The sequence below is a fragment of the Streptomyces sp. NPDC059740 genome, assembly GCF_042733155.1.
Taxonomy (GTDB): Bacteria; Actinomycetota; Actinomycetes; order Streptomycetales; family Streptomycetaceae; genus Streptomyces.
In genome coordinates this window covers 57,496-73,650 of sequence record NZ_JBHWGP010000002.1, presented here as the reverse complement: position 1 = coordinate 73,650, position 16,155 = coordinate 57,496, and the positions used below count along the sequence as shown (strand labels likewise).

Sequence of the window (16,155 nt, the reverse complement as noted above, 5' to 3'; positions counted from 1 at the left end):
GCAGCAGCCGGCGCGGTGCATGAGCGCCCCCTCACGCACGAGGCCGGTGCCCCCGCCGTACGTGCGGGGGCACCGGCCTCGTGCCGTCGCGGAGAGCAGCCGGTCAGGATCCTCAGAACAGCCGCAGGTAGGTGTCCCAGCCCGTGCCGAGCTTCACCCGGGCGCGGAACTGGCCGGAGCCGTAGGAGCTGTAGCGGTAGAGCGTCCCGGCCGAGTTCGCGCCGAGCAGGTCCGCGCGGCCGTCGCCGTCCAGGTCACCCGGCGAGACGAGCTGGCCGTACTGCTGCCAGCCGGTCCCCAGCTTCACCTTGGCGAGGAAGGGCACCGCCGCCCGCCCCGTCCCCGGGTACAGGTAGAGCGTGCCGGCCGGGGTCCTGGCGACGATGTCGGTACGGCCGTCACCGGTGAAGTCCCCGCTGCCCACCAGGGAGTTGTAGGCGTCCCAGCCGCCGCCCACCTTGGTGCGCGCCGCCAGGGACGCGCCGTCGCCACGGCCCGGGTACAGCCACAGGACGCCGGAGGAGTCCCGGGCGAGCAGGTCGCCGTGGCCGTCGCCGGTCAGGTCACCGGGGCCCAGGACGAGCGGGTAGTTCGGCCACCCCGAGGCGAGCTCCCCACCGCCGGCGGGGGAGTTGTAGTTGTACAGGGTGCCGTTGTAGAGCTCCAGCAGGTCGGCGTAGCCCTCGGGGTCGAGGGAGGAGGCGTAGGTCAGCTTCGCACCGGCGAACCCACCGGTGTCACTGGCCTGCTGCCGGGCGCTGAGCTGCCCGTCGCCCATCCCGCCGTACCAGTAGAGGGTGCCCTTGCGGTCCAGGCCGACGAGTTCGCGCCGGCCCCAGGCGGGGACGCCGCCGGCGTTGGCGAACTGCGCCGACGTCCAGCCGGTGCCCAGCTGCTGCCGGGCGGTGAAGTTCCCCTTGCCGTCGGCGGAGTAGAACCACAGGACGCCCTGGTAGTCGCGCGCCATGAGGTCGGCGAGGCCGTCCCCGTCCCAGTCGTCGGCGGACAGCAGCTGGTTGTACGTCTGCCAGCCCCCGCCGACCGCCGCCCGGGCCGCCAGCGGGGCGGCCGGCTTCCCGGTGCCCCGGTAGAGGTACAGGTCCCCGCCGGGGGTGCGGGCCGCCACGTCGCCCAGCCCGTCGCCGTCGGTGTCCCCGAGCCCGACGAGCTGGTCGTAGGCCGACCAGCCCCCGCCGACCGCCGTCCGGGAGGCGAAGGGCGCGGAGACGCTGCCGGTGCCCGGGTAGAGGTACAGGTCGCCGTCGGGCGTCCGGGCCAGCAGGTCCGCCCGGCCGTCGCCCGTCACGTCCCCCGGCGCGAAGAGCTTGTTGTAGGCCTGCCACCCGCTGCCCGACCAGACCGCGGCACGGGAGCCCTGCGCGCTCTTCTGCGGGTGCAGCGCCAGAGTGCCGTCCTGGGTGAGGACCAGCAGGTCGTTCTGGCCGTCGCCGGTCAGATCACCGGGGGCCAGGACGTCCTTCGGCAGCGTCCCGGTGTACCCCGGCACGTCGTAGGGCGCGACGGACGCGTCGGAGGTGTGCAGGTCGTACAGGTTGTCGTCGAGGTCCCGGAAGAGCGGGTCGGTCCAGCCGTCGGAGTCGACGTCGAAACGGGACGAGGCCGCGGTGGCGGCGGCCCGCGGGCTGCCGCCGGCAGCGGTGCGGTCCGGTGCGGCGGCCGCCCGGTGCCGGTGGGCGAGTGCGGGCGCCGGGGCGTCCGGCGCGGTGTGCCGCGGTGCCGGACGCGGTGTGCCGGTGTGCGGTGCACCGGCGGCCACGGCAGGTGTGCCGGCGGCAGCGCCGGCGGCCAGAGCCACGGCCGCCGCGAGGACGGTCAGGGCGGTGCGGCCGCTGCGTCTGCGGCCCGCCGGACGTGCGGAAGTGGTGCTCATGAAGCCAGGCCCCCCTGGGAGTGAAAGCGGGGGCAACGGCACGTGACACGCCCGGCCCTCGCGAGAGTCGGCTGATTGTAGACAGCTCGACGGGCCGGCGGTCCGTGTTTTCCAGAAACTTCCGTGTTCTTCACGACCAAGGCCGCGGACAGACCAGTTCGGTCCGTCCGCGGCCTTGAGCAGTCAGCCGGTCCCGGGTCAGGCGGTGGTGGCCACCGGGCTCTCCGTGTCCCCGTCCGCGCCGTCCTCCACCGAGTCCGCCGGCGCCGCGTGCCCGGTACCCGGGGGCGTCACCTCCGAGTCCTCACGCTGCGCGGGCACGGCCGCCAGCCGCGCCGCCATCCGCACGGCTCGCTCGTCGGCCTTGGCCGCCAGCGCCTGCGCGGCCGCGTCGAAGCGGACCAGCGACGGCGGGTCGGACGGCCCGAGCAGGTGCTCCTTCAGCTCGCGGCGCGCCTCGGCCAGCGTGTCGCGCTCCGGGTGCCGCACGGTGTCCAGCAGCGCCGGCACCCCGTCCGCCGCCGGCGTGAGGATCGTGGCCGCCCGCACCGTCGGGAAGGTGGTGCGGAACTCCTCCTCGCTCATGCCGGAGGTGTTGGCGACCGCGTACGGCTTGTCGCTGGTCAGGTAGTCCGACACCACACTGGAGACGTCGCTGATCAGCACGTCCGCCTGGTTGAAGCAGGAGAAGATCGCGGGCCGCGGGCCGGTGACGATCTGGTGCTCCCACTCCGGGAACGAGGCCCAGAACGCGTCCTCCCAGGCCTGCGTGGCGGCGGCGACCGCGTCGGCGCGACCCGGCTCGGGCGCCCCCTGGATGCGCATCCGCTCCAGCTCGTCGGCGCTGCCGCGGAAGGAGGTGGAGGTGAGCCGGTCCAGCTCGGCCTCACGCCGGGCCAGCTCGGTCGCCGTCGACGGGTCCGGCCGGGCACCGGAGCGCCGGGTGTTCGCCTCCGCGATCATGGCCTGGATGCGGGCGTTGGCGGCCCCCGCCGCCGGCTCCACCGACCCGGTCATCGGGTGCGGCTTGTACAGCAGCCGCACCTTCGGGTCGGCCAGCAGCTCCCGCACGATGTTCTCGCCGGCGAGCACCACCGAGGTGTTGCCCGGGTTGCCGTCCCAGCCCTCCCAGGTCGGCGCGTACAGCACGGTGGTGTACTCGCCCGCCGGCGGCCCGGCGTAGGAGCGGATGGGGGTGAGCTGCGGACGCCCGACCTCCACCACGTCCTTGTCCTCGACGCCGATGTCCGCGAGCTGGTAGCGCTCGCGGGCCGCCGGACCGGCCACCCACACCTCGTCGTAGGCCTTCGCGTACGGGTTGCACGAGGACAGCTTGTCGCTCTCGCCGTGGTTGATGAAGGCGTGCTTGATGGAGGGGATGCGCAGCACCTGCGAGGTCTTGCCGGAGTTCGCCGGGTGCAGCAGCACCTTCAGCGTGGAGTGCTCCAGCCGCATCAGGTGCGCGACCTTCGGCAGGCAGACGATCGGGATGTCCGTCGCCTCGATCTTCTGCATCATGAACCGCTCACGCAGCACGATGATCGGCCGGCCCTCCAGCGCGTCCAGGGTGGAGAGCCACATGTTGGCCTGGTAGGCCGAGGACGTCCCGCCGGAGAAGTACATGCCCACCGTCGGCCGGTACTGCGCGAGCCAGCCGTCGAGCCACTCCAGCGCCTTGTCCTGGTGCGGCAGGCGCTTGCTCCGCAGCAGCCAGGTCGCCAGGTGGACCGTGCCGCCCACGGACAGCAGGACACCGATCACCAGGCCGGTGCCGCCCCACACCGCCTGCCGGGTGAGGGCGGTCACCATCAGGCCGACCGTGCCGGGCAGCGCGAAGCGCAGCAGCCGGCGGCCGGTCTGGCGCGCCAGCAGCCGCGGCGGCGCGTCCGACAGGCGCAGCGCGCTGACGTCGATGTTCCGCGTCAGGAACGGCAGCGACCGCGACCGGCGCACCAGCACGGCGACCGCCTGGCACGCGAAGTGCGCGACGTAGAAGACCAGCAGCGCGAGGGTGAGCGGCGCCTGCTCACGCAGCGGGTTGATGCCGTGGATGTGCGTCAGACCGATCAGGACCAGCATGTCGCGCAGCAGCTGGCGGATGGTGACGTCCAGCCTGATTCTCCCCAGCAGCGCCAGCAGCCCCGGCTGTTTGTGCTGGAGGAAGAGGTCCAGGCCCAGGTTGACCACGGACGCCGCGACGAACAGCGGCACAACGGGCAGCAACGCGCCGACGAGCTGCGCGACGAACGCGAGCAGCAGCGCCAGCAGAGCCATGAGACTCACGGCTCGACGACGGGCGAATCCGGCGAAAGGCACGGGTGGGGGCTCCTGGCAGCGATAGGTCAGGTGGGGGGCGGCCGTGGGGGAGACCGCGCGCAGTTCCCGCGCTGCGACGCCGTTGCCAACGGCGGCCGGGAACTGGTGGACACCTGACCGTATTGCCTCTCCCTGCGGGATGACAATTTGCTGTGGCCCGCGTCACCGCACGCCCGGTGGCCCACCCCACACCTCCTGACCGGTGGTGGTGGGCGCCTCACCCCGCGCAGGCCCCGCACCGCGGGCCCGTCCACCGCCGCAGCCGCCTGCCCCACCCGCTCTCCGCGCACCGTCCGCCCCCTGATATCCGCGGGCACCCGCTCCGCCCGCTGTCGTAGATTCGAGCGGTACGCAGGGGTTGGCACCCCGCCGACCGGCGAGAACGCAGGGGATCAGAAGTGGCAGCCGAAGGCACCAGGGCCGACGTGACCGGCGCGGGCAGGATCGTGGTCAAGGTGGGGTCCTCCTCCCTGACCACCGCGGCCGGCGGGCTCGACGCCGACCGCGTCGACGCCCTCGTCGACGTCCTGGCCAAGCACGTCGAGCGCGACACCCGGGAGATCGTCCTGGTCTCCTCCGGCGCCATCGCGGCCGGCCTGGCCCCCCTCGGCCTGCCCCGCCGCCCCCGCGACCTCGCCCGCCAGCAGGCAGCCGCCAGCGTCGGCCAGGGCCTCCTCGTCGCCCGCTACACCGCCTCCTTCGCCCGCTACGGCCGCCGCGTCGGACAGGTGCTGCTGACCTCCGACGACACCAGCCGCCGCGCCCACTACCGCAACGCCCGCCGCACCCTGGACCAGCTCCTGGCCATGGGCGCCGTCCCGATCGTCAACGAGAACGACACCATCGCCACCGACGAGATCCGCTTCGGCGACAACGACCGGCTGGCCGCCCTCGTCGCCCACCTCGTCCACGCCGACCTGCTCGTCCTCCTCTCCGACGTAGACGGCCTCTACGACGGCGACCCCTCCTCGCCCGGCACCACCCGGATCAGCCGGGTCAGCGGCCCCGCGGACCTGGCGGGCATCAGCATCGGCAGCGCGGGCCGGGCCGGCGTCGGCACCGGCGGCATGGTCACCAAGGTCGAGGCGGCCCGCATCGCCGCGGCCGCCGGCATCCCCGTGGTCCTCACCTCCGCCGCCCACGCCGCCGAGGCACTGGCCGGCGGCCCCACCGGCACCCACTTCCTGCGCACCGGCCGCCGCTCGGCCGACCGCCTGCTCTGGCTCGCCCACGCCTCCACCCCCCGCGGCGCCCTCGTCCTGGACGCCGGAGCCGTGGACGCGGTCGTCGAGCGCCACTCCTCGCTGCTGCCCGCCGGCATCGCGGCCGTCGAGGGCGAGTTCAACGCCGGCGACCCGGTGGAGCTGCGCGACACCGCAGGCCACCCCGTGGCGCGCGGCCTCGTCAACTTCGACTCCCGCGAACTCCCCCGGCTGATGGGCCGCTCCACCCACGACCTCGCCCGGGAGCTGGGCCCCGCCTACGAGCGGGAGATCGTCCACCGGGACGACCTCGTCCTCCTCTGAAGGAGTCAGGACACCCCCGCTCACCAGGCAGCTTCCTCAAAACGCCTCCACGGCGGGCCGTGGGCTGGTCAACTTTGTCCAGGCGGCCCGCCGCGGCCGCCGCGCGCCGCGCGCCCACCCCCACGACAAGGACGACCGCCCCGTCCCGCCCCCCGGACCGCACGCGAACACGCACAGGAGGCCGCCGGTGACAGAAGCGCACCCGCAGGTGCAGCCCCGGCTCAGGGCCGCACCCCCCGTGACGCCGGAGACGGCCTCCCCCGCGGGGACGAGCGCCGAGGAAGGCGAAGGCCACCGCCTGTGGCACGTCACGCTCAGCGTCTCCGGAGCCGCCGCGCCCCTGCCGGAGGTGCGACGCGGCCTGGAGCAGCTCGCCCACGACCACGCCTTCCTGCTCACCAGCCGCTACGCCGAGGACCACGCCGAGATCCGGTACTGGGAGGAGGCCCGCGACCTCCACGACGCGGCGGCCATGGCCCTGCGGCTGTGGGGCGAGCACCGCTCCTCCGCCGACCTGCCGCCCTGGGAGATCGTCGGCCTGGAGGTCATCGACCGCGCCACCTACCGCAAGCGGCTCGCCACCGGCCGGGCACCGGCCCCGGTGGCCCCCGTCGGCGTCCACCCCTGGTGAGGACGGGCCGCCGCCCACCGCGCGGACGGCCGCTGTCCGTCCTGCGGAACACCTCCGAGGCGGGACGCCGCCCCCGCTAGGCTTCCCGTCATGACCAGCGCCGCACAGACCTCGCCCGTCCTGGCCACCGCCCGCCGCGCCCGGGAGGCCGCCGCCACCCTCGCGCCCCTGCCGCGCACCGTCCGTGACGGCGCGCTCACCGCCGTCGCCGACGCGCTGGTCGCCCGCAGCGCCGAGATCGTGGCCGCCAACACCGAGGACGTCGAGAAGGCCCGCGCGAACGGCACCCCCGAGGCCATCGTGGACCGCCTCACCCTCACCACCGAGCGGGTCGCCGCCATCGCCGCCGACGTCCGCCAGGTCGTGGGCCTGCCCGACCCGGTCGGCGAGGTCGTCCGCGGCTCCACCCTCCCCAACGGCCTGGACCTGCGGCAGGTCCGCGTCCCCCTCGGGGTCGTCGGCATCATCTACGAGGCCCGCCCCAACGTCACCGTCGACGCCGCCGCGCTCTGCCTGAAGTCGGGCAACGCCGTCCTGCTGCGCGGCTCCTCCTCCGCCTACGCCTCCAACACCGCGCTGGTCGAGGTGGTGCGCGACGCGGTGGCGTCGGCCGGGCTGCCCGCCGACGCCGTGCAGCTCGTGCCGGGCGAGAGCCGGGAGAGCGTGCGCGAGCTGATGCGCGCCCGCGGCCTGGTCGACGTGCTCATCCCGCGCGGCGGCGCCTCGCTGATCCAGACCGTCGTGAGCGAGTCCACCGTCCCCGTCATCGAGACGGGCACCGGCAACTGCCACGTCTACGTCGACGCCGCCGCCGACATCGACATGGCCCTGGACATCCTCGTCAACTCCAAGGCCCAGCGCCCCAGCGTCTGCAACGCCGCCGAGACGGTCCTCGTCCACGCGGACATCGCCGACGCCTTCCTGCCCCGCGCCCTCGCCGCCCTCACCGAGGCGGGCGTCGTGGTGCACGGCGACGAGGCCTGGCAGCAGGCAGGCCCCGGCCAGGTCGCCCCCGCCACGGACGAGGACTGGGCCACCGAGTACCTCTCCTACGACATCGCCGCGGCCGTCGTCCCCGACCTCGACGCGGCCGTCGCACACATCCGCCGCTTCAGCTCCGGCCACACCGAGGCCATCGTCACCGGCTCCCAGGCCGCAGCCCGGCGGTTCACCCAGTTGGTCGACTCCACCACCGTCGCCGTCAACGCCTCCACACGGTTCACCGACGGCAGCCAGTTCGGGTTCGGAGCCGAGATCGGCATCTCCACCCAGAAGCTCCACGCCCGCGGCCCCATGGGCCTGCCGGAACTGACCTCCACCAAGTACGTGGTCACCGGCGACGGCCACACCCGCTGACCCACCCGGCCGCACCGGTCCCGCCCGTCCCGTGCGGCGGACGGGACCCGGGACGCGCCAGCCTGCCCGCGCCCCCTTCGGTGCCGCTTCCCCTGCCCGGATCGGCCGCGCACGGCTACTCTGGAGAGGTGCCGGACGAAGCGGGAGGCACGCCGTTCCCGGACGGCGACCAGCCCGAGGAGCACGAACCCGGGAGCCACGGCTGGGCGGACGAGGACTTCGCCTCCGTGGTCTTCGACGAGGAGTTCATACGGTCCGCGCTCTTCCACGAACCCAGCGCGGCCGAGCGGCTGCTCGCCGCCGCAGAGGCACGGGCGGAGGCCGAACGCCACGCCGACGCCGACGGCCGCAGACCCGTCGCCGAGGGCGTCGACCTCCCGCCCTCGGACTGGACGGGGTTCGGCGGCGACCGTGCCGCCCACCTCGACCCCTACGCCGAGGACGGCCCCTACGGCCCCTACGGCGGCGCACTGCGCCCTTACCGAGGCCGGGGCCGCTGGCACCGGCCCGTGGCGCTGCTGCTGGCCATGGTGATGGGCGTCGGACTGGTGGCCCTCGCACTCAGCGCCGTCATCCGCGGCAGCGAGAACCCCACCGGCCGTCCCACCACCCCGCCGACCTCCCGCGGCGTGGGCGAGACCACCCCGTCCCCCTCCGGCGGCCGCGGCCCGACGGTCCAGCCCGAACTGCTCCCCCCGGCCGTCGTCGAGGGGCAGTAGGCCCGACCTGGCGTAACGCCACGTCACAGGGGTCGGTGACGGGCCGGTGGCCACCGCGGCCACCCCACCGGCAAGCCCCGCAGGCCGGAAGTGGCCTACCGGGGCGTTTATGGATCCCACCCCGGACCTACTCTTGAGGTATGGGTGGGACGGCGAACCCTCCGGAGGGGCCCGAAGGGCCTTCGGGGGGATCAGAGGACGAGTACCGGTCCGTCGTGTTCGACGAATCGTTCGTCCGTGCTGCCCGCCTCCAGGAACTCTCCGCCCGCGAGCGGCTCGTGGAGCACACCCAGGCGGTGCGGCCCCGCCACCTGTGGACCCGCCTCGGCGGGTCCCGCCAGGCGCTGCTGCTCGTCATGCTCATCGTGGTCGCCTTCGGCACCGCCATATACATGGGCATCCGTCACCCCTACCGCACCCCCGAACACCTCCCGCCGCAGGTGATGCGCTCGGAGGTCATACCCCTCGCGCCCCGCGGCGAGGTGCCGGCGGGCCGGCCGGGGGAACTGGTCCGGCGCAGCCCGGCAGCCTCCTACGGGATCGGAGCCGCCGGCATCGACCCGCCCGACCCGGCCCGGACCCTGCACTTCTCCGCCGCCGAGATCGGGTCGGCCCAGGCCATCGCCAAGGACTACCTGGTCCGCTCCTCACTCGACCCCGAGACCCTGGCCGGCGGCCCGGCACGAGCCGTCCGGGCCCTCCTGAGCACCGACCAGCTCGACCAGTTCGACCGCAGCATGGAGCGCCCCACCGCCGACGGCAGGCACGCCGCGACCGGCTGGGTGGTCCGCATCGACCCCGACGTGGCACGGCTGGCCGGCCCCGGCGTCCGCGTCCACGGCACCATGCGCACCCGTGAGTCCGGCGCCAGTGCCCTGGAGGTCACCGCCGACTACACCTTCGTCTACGTCCTGCGCCCCGCCGACGACGGCAAGGGCACCGGCGAGGCGGCAGGCGGCGCGACCGTCACCCCCGCCGCCTACCGGACCGCGGCCCGCACCCCGGCCGCCTCGCCCTCGGACGAAGGCGCGGACGGCCCGCCGGCGGACACCGAGAACGCGGCCTCGCTCTTCACCGTCCACCGCGAGGTGCACTTCCGCATCGGCCGGGAGGACCTGGCCGACCACCGCCTCCAGGTCCAGCAGAGCCTCCTGGAGGCCGGGCCGCTCTCCTGCTCCGCGGACCCCGCGGACCTGCTCAGCCCGCTGCTCGCCGGCCAGAAGGCGACCGGTGACCAGCCCCCCGGCACCGACCCCTTCCGCCACGGCAGCAGGCCCACCCCGCTGTGCGGCACGCTCGCCGACGGCGCCCAGCCCTCGCCCGCCCAGTCCACCACCCCCGCCCCCGACGGGCCGAGCGTCTCCCGCCACTGACGAGCGACCCGACCGGCCCCCCCGCGCCGTGCCGCCGCCGTCCCGCCGCGGAACCGCCAGGGCAGCGCCGGCACCCCGGCACGCACGACCCCCGGCACGCACCCGAGCCTGAGCCCTTCCGGCACACACCGGCCCGGCCCCCCGGCCCGGACACGACTCCGCCCGGCCGGGAGAGCGGCCGGGCGGAGTCGTGGAGCCGGTCGGTCACGGAGCTGCCGGCCGAGAAGCCGGTCAGCCGCGGAGCCGGTCAGGCGGCGTACGGATCAGGGCCGGAGGGCCGGGGAACGGACCGGCAGCCGTACCCGGCGCGCCGCCCTCGGCCGCACCCTCAGGCCCCGGCGCCCTCCGCCCCCGCGGCACCCTCGCCACCGGCGGGGCGGGTGCCCCGGAACACCGAGTCGCGCAGCTTCCCTCCCAGGTCACCGGCGCCCCCGGCGATGTCCCGGACCAGGCCCATCAGCGGGTCCTTGCTGGTACGGACCGTGTCCGCGTAGTGCGCCCCCGCCTCGCGGAAGGAGTCCGACACCGAACTGGTGGAGTCCTCGTCACGGCGCGGGTAGTGGCCGTCCATGAGGCGCTGGAAGTCCCGGCTCGCGTGCCACTTCTTCAGCTCCGCCGCCCGGATGGTGGTGAACGGATGGCTGCGCGGCAGGACGTTGAGGATCTTCAGCACCGAGTCCCTCAGGTCGCCGCCGGCCTCGTACTCCTCGGCCTGCTCCAGGAAGGCGTCCACGTTCATCTCGTGCAGGTGGTTGCCGCCGGCCAGCTTCATCAGGCCGCGCATGGAGGCCTTCAGGTCCTGACCCACCAGCAGCCCCGCCCGGTCCGCGGAGAGCTCGGACTTGCGGAACCACTCGTTCAGCGCGGTGACGATCGCGGTGATCGCCACCGCCCCCAGCGGAATCCAGGACACCCGCACGGCCAGCTTCGTCAGGTACATCAGCAGGGTGCGGTAGACCGCGTGGCCCGACAGGGCGTGGCCGACCTCGTGGCCCACCACCGCCCGCATCTCCTCCTCGTCGAGGAGCTCGACCAGGCCCGTGCTGACCACGATGATCGGCTCGTCCAGACCGACGCACATGGCGTTGGGCGTCGGGTCCTGGGTGACGTACATGGGCGGGACCTTCTCCAGGTCCAGGATCTGGCAGGCGTCCAGCAGCATCTCGTGCAGGTGGACGAACTGCCGCTCCCCGACGCGGACCGAGTCGGAGAGGTACATCAGGCGCATGCTGCGCTCCGGCAGCAGGCCGCTCAGTGTGCGGAAGACGGTGTCGAAACCGGTCAGCTTGCGGAGCGCCACCAGCGCCGAACGGTCCGTGGGGTGCTCGTAGGCCCGGGAGGATATTCCGGGAAAGCGCCTGCGGTTCCGGCTCGGTACGCGCTCACTGTCGTGCGGGCTCTCCGTCATGGAGACCTCCCCCTGCTCGGATGACGTGCTTGCAGCGTAGAGGACGCCGCTGAGGGCCCCAGGGATGCGTCGGCGTACGCTGGCCGCAGGCCGAACCGCCGCGCACGCGGACGGAACGGGACGGATGCCGCACACCGCCGTGCCCGCCGCGCCGGCCGCAGGACCACCCCGCACAACCGAGGAGCGCACCGGCCATGAACCACGCCAGCACCCTGCTCGCCGCCGTCACCGAAGCCTCCCCCGGCCAGGGCGGACCCGGCTGGGTCCTGCGCTCGGTGATCATCTTCGGCGTCCTGGGCGCCGTGCTCGTCGCGTGGTTCCTGCTGCGCGGCTACCGCGACCAGGACTGAGCCCCGCACCGCACGCGGGTGTCCGGGCGGCCCTCGGCGGCGGAGTCGGCGTGAGGTCCGCGGGGGGCGCCGCTTACGATGTCGCTGACGTAACTGCCCGCCCAGCCCGGATAGGTCGCAGCCGATGAGCCCGCACATCACCGTTCAGTCCCTGACCCACCTCGTCACGCTCGCCGAAGGCGGCCAGGAGGGCGGCAACCACGAGAGCCTGAGCCCCTACCTGACCGGTGGCGGCGCGCTCTTCGCCCTCCTGCTGCTGCTGTGGATCACCACCCGCTTCAACCGCGACCGCTGAGCCGAGGGCCCGCAGGTGAGGCCGGTGGCCGACGCCCAGTAGGGTCTGCACGCATGGGAGAGCAGAGAGGCCCCGCCAAGCGGCGGCTCGGAGTGATGGGCGGGACGTTCGACCCGATCCACCACGGACACCTGGTCGCCGCCAGCGAGGTGGCGAGCCAGTTCCACCTCGACGAGGTGATCTTCGTCCCGACCGGGCAGCCCTGGCAGAAGAGCCACAAGCGGGTGTCACCGGCCGAGGACCGCTACCTCATGACGGTCATCGCGACCGCCTCCAACCCGCAGTTCTCCGTCAGCCGCATCGACATCGACCGCGCCGGCGACACCTACACCATCGACACGCTCCGGGAACTGCGGCAACAGCACGACGAGGCGGACCTGTTCTTCATCACGGGCGCCGACGCACTGGGCCAGATCCTCTCCTGGCGCAACGCCGGCGAACTCTTCGCCCTCGCGCACTTCGTCGGCGTCACCCGGCCCGGCCACGTCCTGACCGACCCCGGGCTCCCGGAGGGCGGCGTCTCGCTGATCGAGGTCCCCGCCCTGGCCATCTCCTCCACGGACTGCCGCGCACGCGTCGCGCAGGACGACCCGGTCTGGTACCTGGTGCCGGACGGCGTGGTGCGCTATATCGACAAGCGCCAGCTCTACCGGGACGACCCGGTGGAGCCCGGACACCAGGCCACCCGCCGGTCCGAGGACGGGCCGGACACCGGTGCCCGGCCGTCCGAGGAGCACCGCGGCGTGCGTGCTGAGGACCCCCGCGACCAGGCCTGACCTGCCGCGCCCAGCGCCGACCGCCTACCGACACCGCCACGGGGCTGACCGAAAGGGCCGACGGTGAACGACCGACAGGACCGCCCGTACGGGCAGGGGGACGCAACGCCCCGCCGCCCCGACCCGTGGCAGCGCCAGCCCTACGGAGAGCAGAACGCCGACCCCTACGCCGGTTACGACGAGGCCGGTTACGAGGAGAGCGGGTACGGCGCCACCGGGTACGACGCGGGTGGCCACCCCCAGGGGTACCCGCCCCGGCAGGGTGGCCCCGCCCCCTACGCCGGTCATCCCGGGCAGGACCCCTACGCCCAACGCGGCCACCAGGCGGCGGACCCCTACGCCGCCCACGACCCGTACGCCCCGCAGGCCCCCCGGCCCGCGTACGACCCCTACGCCCAGCAGGGCGGGCCGGCGCCGCACGAGGGCCGGTACGCCGGAGACCCGTACGCCACCCCGGCCGCCCCGCCCCCCGGAGACCCTTACGCCCCGCAGGCCTCCTACGGCTACCGCGACCCGCAGGCCCCCCGGGACCCGTACGTACCCCAGGAGTCCTACGCGCCTGTGCACCCACAGGAACCCCGGGACCCGTACAACTCACCGGACCCGTACGCCACATCGGACCCGTACGCCTCGCAGGACCCCTACGGCCGCGGTGCCCGGCCGGCGACGCAGGAGCCGTACCCGCCGCAGCCCGGCCCCTACGACGGGGACCGCCGCGGCGCCGCCCCGCAGGGCTGGGCCCCGGGCCACGGCGGGGCACCCGCCGGCGTACCGGGCGGCCCTCACGACCCGAGCGGGCCGCACACCGCGCCGCAGGCCCCCTACGAGTCGGAACCGCAGGACGAGTGGGCCCCCCGGCCGCAGGAGGGCCGCCGCATACCGCCGCAGGCCGCAGCACCCGCCCGGGAGCCGGCCGGGCCGGCCGGAGCGCAGGGGGAGGGCGGGCCGGAGTACCACACCGAGGAGTTCTCGTTCGTCGAGGAGGAGGACGAGGAGTCCGAGGACGTCATCGACTGGCTGAAGTTCACCGAGAGCCGGACCGAACGCCGCGAGGAGGCCAAACGCCGCGGGCGCAGCCGCCGCGTGGCACTGTGCGTCGTCCTCGCACTGGCCCTGGTCGGCTCGGTCGGCTACCTGTGGTGGTCCGGGCGGCTGCCGGGCCTGTCCGCCGGCGGTGGCGGCGCGGCCACGGCGGTGGGAGCCCAGAAGCGGGACGTGCTCGTCGTCCACCTGCACGACATCGACAGCGGCGACAGCTCCACCGCCCTCCTGGTCGACAACGAGACCACCCACCGGGGCACCACGGTGCTGCTGCCTGGCGACCTCGCCGTCCCCCGGGACGACGGCACGACCACGACCCTGGCCAAGTCGGTCAAGGACGAGGGCGTCGAACCCACCCGGGACAGCCTGAACACCCTGCTCGGCGCCGACGTCAAGGCGAGCTGGCGACTCGACACCCCCTACCTCGACTCCCTCGTCGAGACCGTGGGCGGCATCACCGTGGACACCGACACGAGCGTCCCCGGCGCCAAGCGCGGCGCGGCCCCCCTGGTGAAGAAGGGCGACGCTCAGCAGCTCGGCGGGCAGGCAGCCGTGGCCTACGCCACCTACCGCGCCCCGGGCGAAGACCAGGCCCACCAGCTCACCCGCTTCGGGCAGGTCCTGCAGGCCACCCTCAAGAAGCTCTCCAGCGACTCCGCCGGGGCGACGGCCACCGTCAAGTCGCTCATGGAGGTCCTCGACCCGCCCCTGACCGAGGACGACCTCGGCACCTCCCTCGCCGCACGGGCCGAACTCGTCAAGGCGGGCGCCTACCGCACGACCGTCCTGCCGGTGCGCCCGGACGGCACGCTCAGCGACCGGACCGCCGACAGCGTCGTCAAGGACGTCCTGGGCGGCTCGCTGAAGAAGACCGGCACCTCGGGCGTCACCCGGGTCAGCGTCCGGGACGCCACCGGCGACCGGAAGGCGGCCGACCAGGCCCGGGCGGCCGTCACCAACGGGGGGTACTCCTACGTGGACGGCGGCACCGCGGCGCGGCGCAGCGCCTCGCAGGTGCTGTACGGCCAGGACGCGCAGAAGGCCAAGGCGGTGGAGGTCGCCAGGACGCTCGGCCTCCCGCAGTCCGCGGTGACCAAGGGCAAGGGGGCGTCGAACGCGGACGTCACCGTGGTGCTCGGCGGCGACTACGACGGCTGACCGGTGGCGGCCCGGCGGAGCTGCCGCCGGGCGTCCCGGCGCTCCCTCGGGCCCGCGCTCGCCCCGGTCACGGGCCGGGGCGAAGGCCCGCCCCGGTTTCGGACGGGTGTGTCATCGGCCCGTGAGACCCTGGTGAGGTATCCATCCGCCGACCGGAAGTACCTCCTGTGACCGCCACGGACCGCTCCGTCGAGCTGATCAACGCCGCCGCCCAGGCCGCCGCCGACAAGCTCGCGCACGACATCATCGCCTACGACGTCAGCGACGTCCTCTCCATCACCGACGCCTTCCTGCTGGCCTCGGCGCCCAACGACCGCCAGGTCAAGTCGATCGTCGACGAGATCGAGGAGCGCCTGAACAAGGACCTCGGCGCCAAGCCGGTGCGCCGCGAGGGCGACCGCGAGGCCCGCTGGGTCCTCCTCGACTACGTCGACGTCGTCATCCACGTCCAGCACAGCGAGGAGCGCGTCTTCTACGCCCTGGAGCGGCTCTGGAAGGACTGCCCCGAGCTGGAGCTCCCCGAGGAGGCCCGCGCCACCCGCGGCAGGGCCGCGCAGGCCGAGCAGCAAGCCGGCCCGGACGGGGCGGACCACTGAACGGCACCCCGGCGGGGCGGGGCCGGCGGCTCGTCCTGTGGCGTCACGGTCAGACGGCGTGGAACCTCGAGCGCCGCTTCCAGGGCACCACGGACATCCCGCTCACCGAGGTGGGGGTGCGCCAGGCCCGCCGCGCCGCCCGGCTGCTGGCGGCCCTGCGCCCGGACGCGGTGATCGCCTCCGACCTCCAGCGCGCCCGGGCGACCGCCGCCGAGCTGACGGAGATCACCGGGCTGGCGGCCACCCACGACGCCGCGCTGCGCGAGACCTACGCGGGCGACTGGCAGGGGCTGACCCACGAGGAGATCCTCGAGCGGTACGGCGAGCAGTACACCGCATGGAAGCGCGGTGAGACGGTCCGGCGCGGTGGCGGCGAGCTGGAGACCGAGGTCGCCGACCGGGCGGCGCCGGCCGTCCTGGCCGCGGCCGACAAGCTGCCCGACGGCGGCACCCTCGTCGTCGTCAGCCACGGCGGAACCCTGCGCACCACCATCGGCCGGCTGCTGGGCCTGCCCTCGCACCACTGGGAGGGGCTGGGCGGCCTCTCCAACTGCTGCTGGTCCGTCCTGGGCGAGGGGGCCCGCGGCTGGCGGCTGCTGGAGCACAACGCGGGCACCCTGCCGGAGCCCGTCCTGGGCGACGACGACTGACGGCCGGGCGGCGGCCGTGCGGCCCTTCCACGCTCCGGAGCCGCGGCACGGCGGCCGGGGCGAGGGTCC

Annotated in this window: 13 protein-coding genes and 1 pseudogene; 11 read left to right on the top strand and 3 right to left on the bottom strand. The window is 74.4% G+C overall.

What is annotated here, in order from left to right; genetic code table 11:
- Nucleotides 1-112: 112 nt before the first annotated feature.
- Nucleotides 113-1,891, bottom strand: coding sequence for an FG-GAP repeat domain-containing protein (locus tag ACFV3R_RS03150; protein ID WP_385574501.1), 1,779 nt, complete (start codon nucleotides 1,889-1,891; stop codon nucleotides 113-115).
- Nucleotides 1,892-2,089: 198 nt separating this feature from the next.
- On the bottom strand, nucleotides 2,090-4,207 hold the full coding sequence (locus ACFV3R_RS03145; RefSeq protein WP_385574497.1) for a hypothetical protein: 2,118 nt from the start codon (nucleotides 4,205-4,207) through the stop codon (nucleotides 2,090-2,092).
- Nucleotides 4,208-4,632: 425 nt separating this feature from the next.
- On the opposite strand from ACFV3R_RS03145, the gene proB reads away from it, so the two are divergent.
- The 5 genes from proB (at nucleotide 4,633) to ACFV3R_RS03120 (ending at nucleotide 9,812) form a co-directional block, all read left to right on the top strand.
- The gene (gene proB / locus ACFV3R_RS03140; RefSeq protein ID WP_385575464.1) at nucleotides 4,633-5,733 is read left to right on the top strand and encodes a glutamate 5-kinase; all 1,101 of its coding nucleotides are present in this window, start codon (nucleotides 4,633-4,635) and stop codon (nucleotides 5,731-5,733) included.
- Nucleotides 5,734-5,971: 238 nt separating this feature from the next.
- Complete coding sequence (locus tag ACFV3R_RS03135; RefSeq protein WP_385575461.1) at nucleotides 5,972-6,364, top strand: hypothetical protein; 393 nt, start codon at nucleotides 5,972-5,974, stop codon at nucleotides 6,362-6,364.
- 90 nt (nucleotides 6,365-6,454) lie between these two features.
- The gene (locus ACFV3R_RS03130) at nucleotides 6,455-7,720 is read left to right on the top strand and encodes a glutamate-5-semialdehyde dehydrogenase (protein ID WP_385574493.1); all 1,266 of its coding nucleotides are present in this window, start codon (nucleotides 6,455-6,457) and stop codon (nucleotides 7,718-7,720) included.
- Between the two features lie 128 nt (nucleotides 7,721-7,848).
- Nucleotides 7,849-8,439 (top strand): hypothetical protein, encoded by a 591-nt coding sequence (locus ACFV3R_RS03125; protein ID WP_385574490.1) that lies wholly within the window; start codon nucleotides 7,849-7,851, stop codon nucleotides 8,437-8,439.
- Between the two features lie 140 nt (nucleotides 8,440-8,579).
- Nucleotides 8,580-9,812, top strand: coding sequence for a hypothetical protein (locus ACFV3R_RS03120; RefSeq protein ID WP_385574487.1), 1,233 nt, complete (start codon nucleotides 8,580-8,582; stop codon nucleotides 9,810-9,812).
- A gap of 328 nt (nucleotides 9,813-10,140) precedes the next feature.
- On the opposite strand, the gene ACFV3R_RS03115 is transcribed toward ACFV3R_RS03120, so the two are convergent.
- Entirely contained in the window at nucleotides 10,141-11,220 is a 1,080-nt protein-coding gene (locus tag ACFV3R_RS03115; protein WP_385574484.1) for a M48 family metallopeptidase, read from the bottom strand.
- 194 nt (nucleotides 11,221-11,414) lie between these two features.
- Here ACFV3R_RS03115 and ACFV3R_RS03110 point away from each other — a divergent pair, with 194 nt between their 5' ends.
- From ACFV3R_RS03110 to ACFV3R_RS03085, 6 genes and pseudogenes are all read left to right on the top strand, one after another.
- Nucleotides 11,415-11,570, top strand: coding sequence for a hypothetical protein (locus ACFV3R_RS03110; RefSeq protein WP_385574479.1), 156 nt, complete (start codon nucleotides 11,415-11,417; stop codon nucleotides 11,568-11,570).
- 124 nt (nucleotides 11,571-11,694) lie between these two features.
- The gene (locus tag ACFV3R_RS03105; protein ID WP_385574476.1) at nucleotides 11,695-11,865 is read left to right on the top strand and encodes a hypothetical protein; all 171 of its coding nucleotides are present in this window, start codon (nucleotides 11,695-11,697) and stop codon (nucleotides 11,863-11,865) included.
- Between the two features lie 53 nt (nucleotides 11,866-11,918).
- Nucleotides 11,919-12,524: pseudogene (gene nadD, locus ACFV3R_RS03100) on the top strand (nicotinate-nucleotide adenylyltransferase); the annotation flags it as partial.
- A 180-nt stretch (nucleotides 12,525-12,704) separates the two neighbouring features.
- Nucleotides 12,705-14,840, top strand: a complete 2,136-nt coding sequence (locus ACFV3R_RS03095; RefSeq protein WP_385574472.1) for a LytR C-terminal domain-containing protein — start codon at nucleotides 12,705-12,707, stop codon at nucleotides 14,838-14,840.
- A gap of 167 nt (nucleotides 14,841-15,007) precedes the next feature.
- Nucleotides 15,008-15,436, top strand: a complete 429-nt coding sequence (gene rsfS / locus ACFV3R_RS03090; RefSeq protein ID WP_385574469.1) for a ribosome silencing factor — start codon at nucleotides 15,008-15,010, stop codon at nucleotides 15,434-15,436.
- Nucleotides 15,433-16,086, top strand: coding sequence for a histidine phosphatase family protein (locus ACFV3R_RS03085; protein WP_385575458.1), 654 nt, complete (start codon nucleotides 15,433-15,435; stop codon nucleotides 16,084-16,086). The genes rsfS and ACFV3R_RS03085 overlap by 4 nt, the downstream gene beginning before the upstream one ends.
- Nucleotides 16,087-16,155: the final 69 nt, after the last annotated feature.

What these genes read in the sequence shown, in the direction of transcription:
- ACFV3R_RS03120 (WP_385574487.1), top strand. Translation starts at nt 8,580, where the DNA reads ATGGGTGGGACGGCGAACCCTCCGGAGGGGCCCGAAGGGCCTTCGGGG.
- ACFV3R_RS03150 (WP_385574501.1), bottom strand. Translation starts at nt 1,891, where the DNA reads ATGAGCACCACTTCCGCACGTCCGGCGGGCCGCAGACGCAGCGGCCGC.
- ACFV3R_RS03110 (WP_385574479.1), top strand. Translation starts at nt 11,415, where the DNA reads ATGAACCACGCCAGCACCCTGCTCGCCGCCGTCACCGAAGCCTCCCCC.
- ACFV3R_RS03105 (WP_385574476.1), top strand. Translation starts at nt 11,695, where the DNA reads ATGAGCCCGCACATCACCGTTCAGTCCCTGACCCACCTCGTCACGCTC.
- ACFV3R_RS03130 (WP_385574493.1), top strand. Translation starts at nt 6,455, where the DNA reads ATGACCAGCGCCGCACAGACCTCGCCCGTCCTGGCCACCGCCCGCCGC.
- ACFV3R_RS03115 (WP_385574484.1), bottom strand. Translation starts at nt 11,220, where the DNA reads ATGACGGAGAGCCCGCACGACAGTGAGCGCGTACCGAGCCGGAACCGC.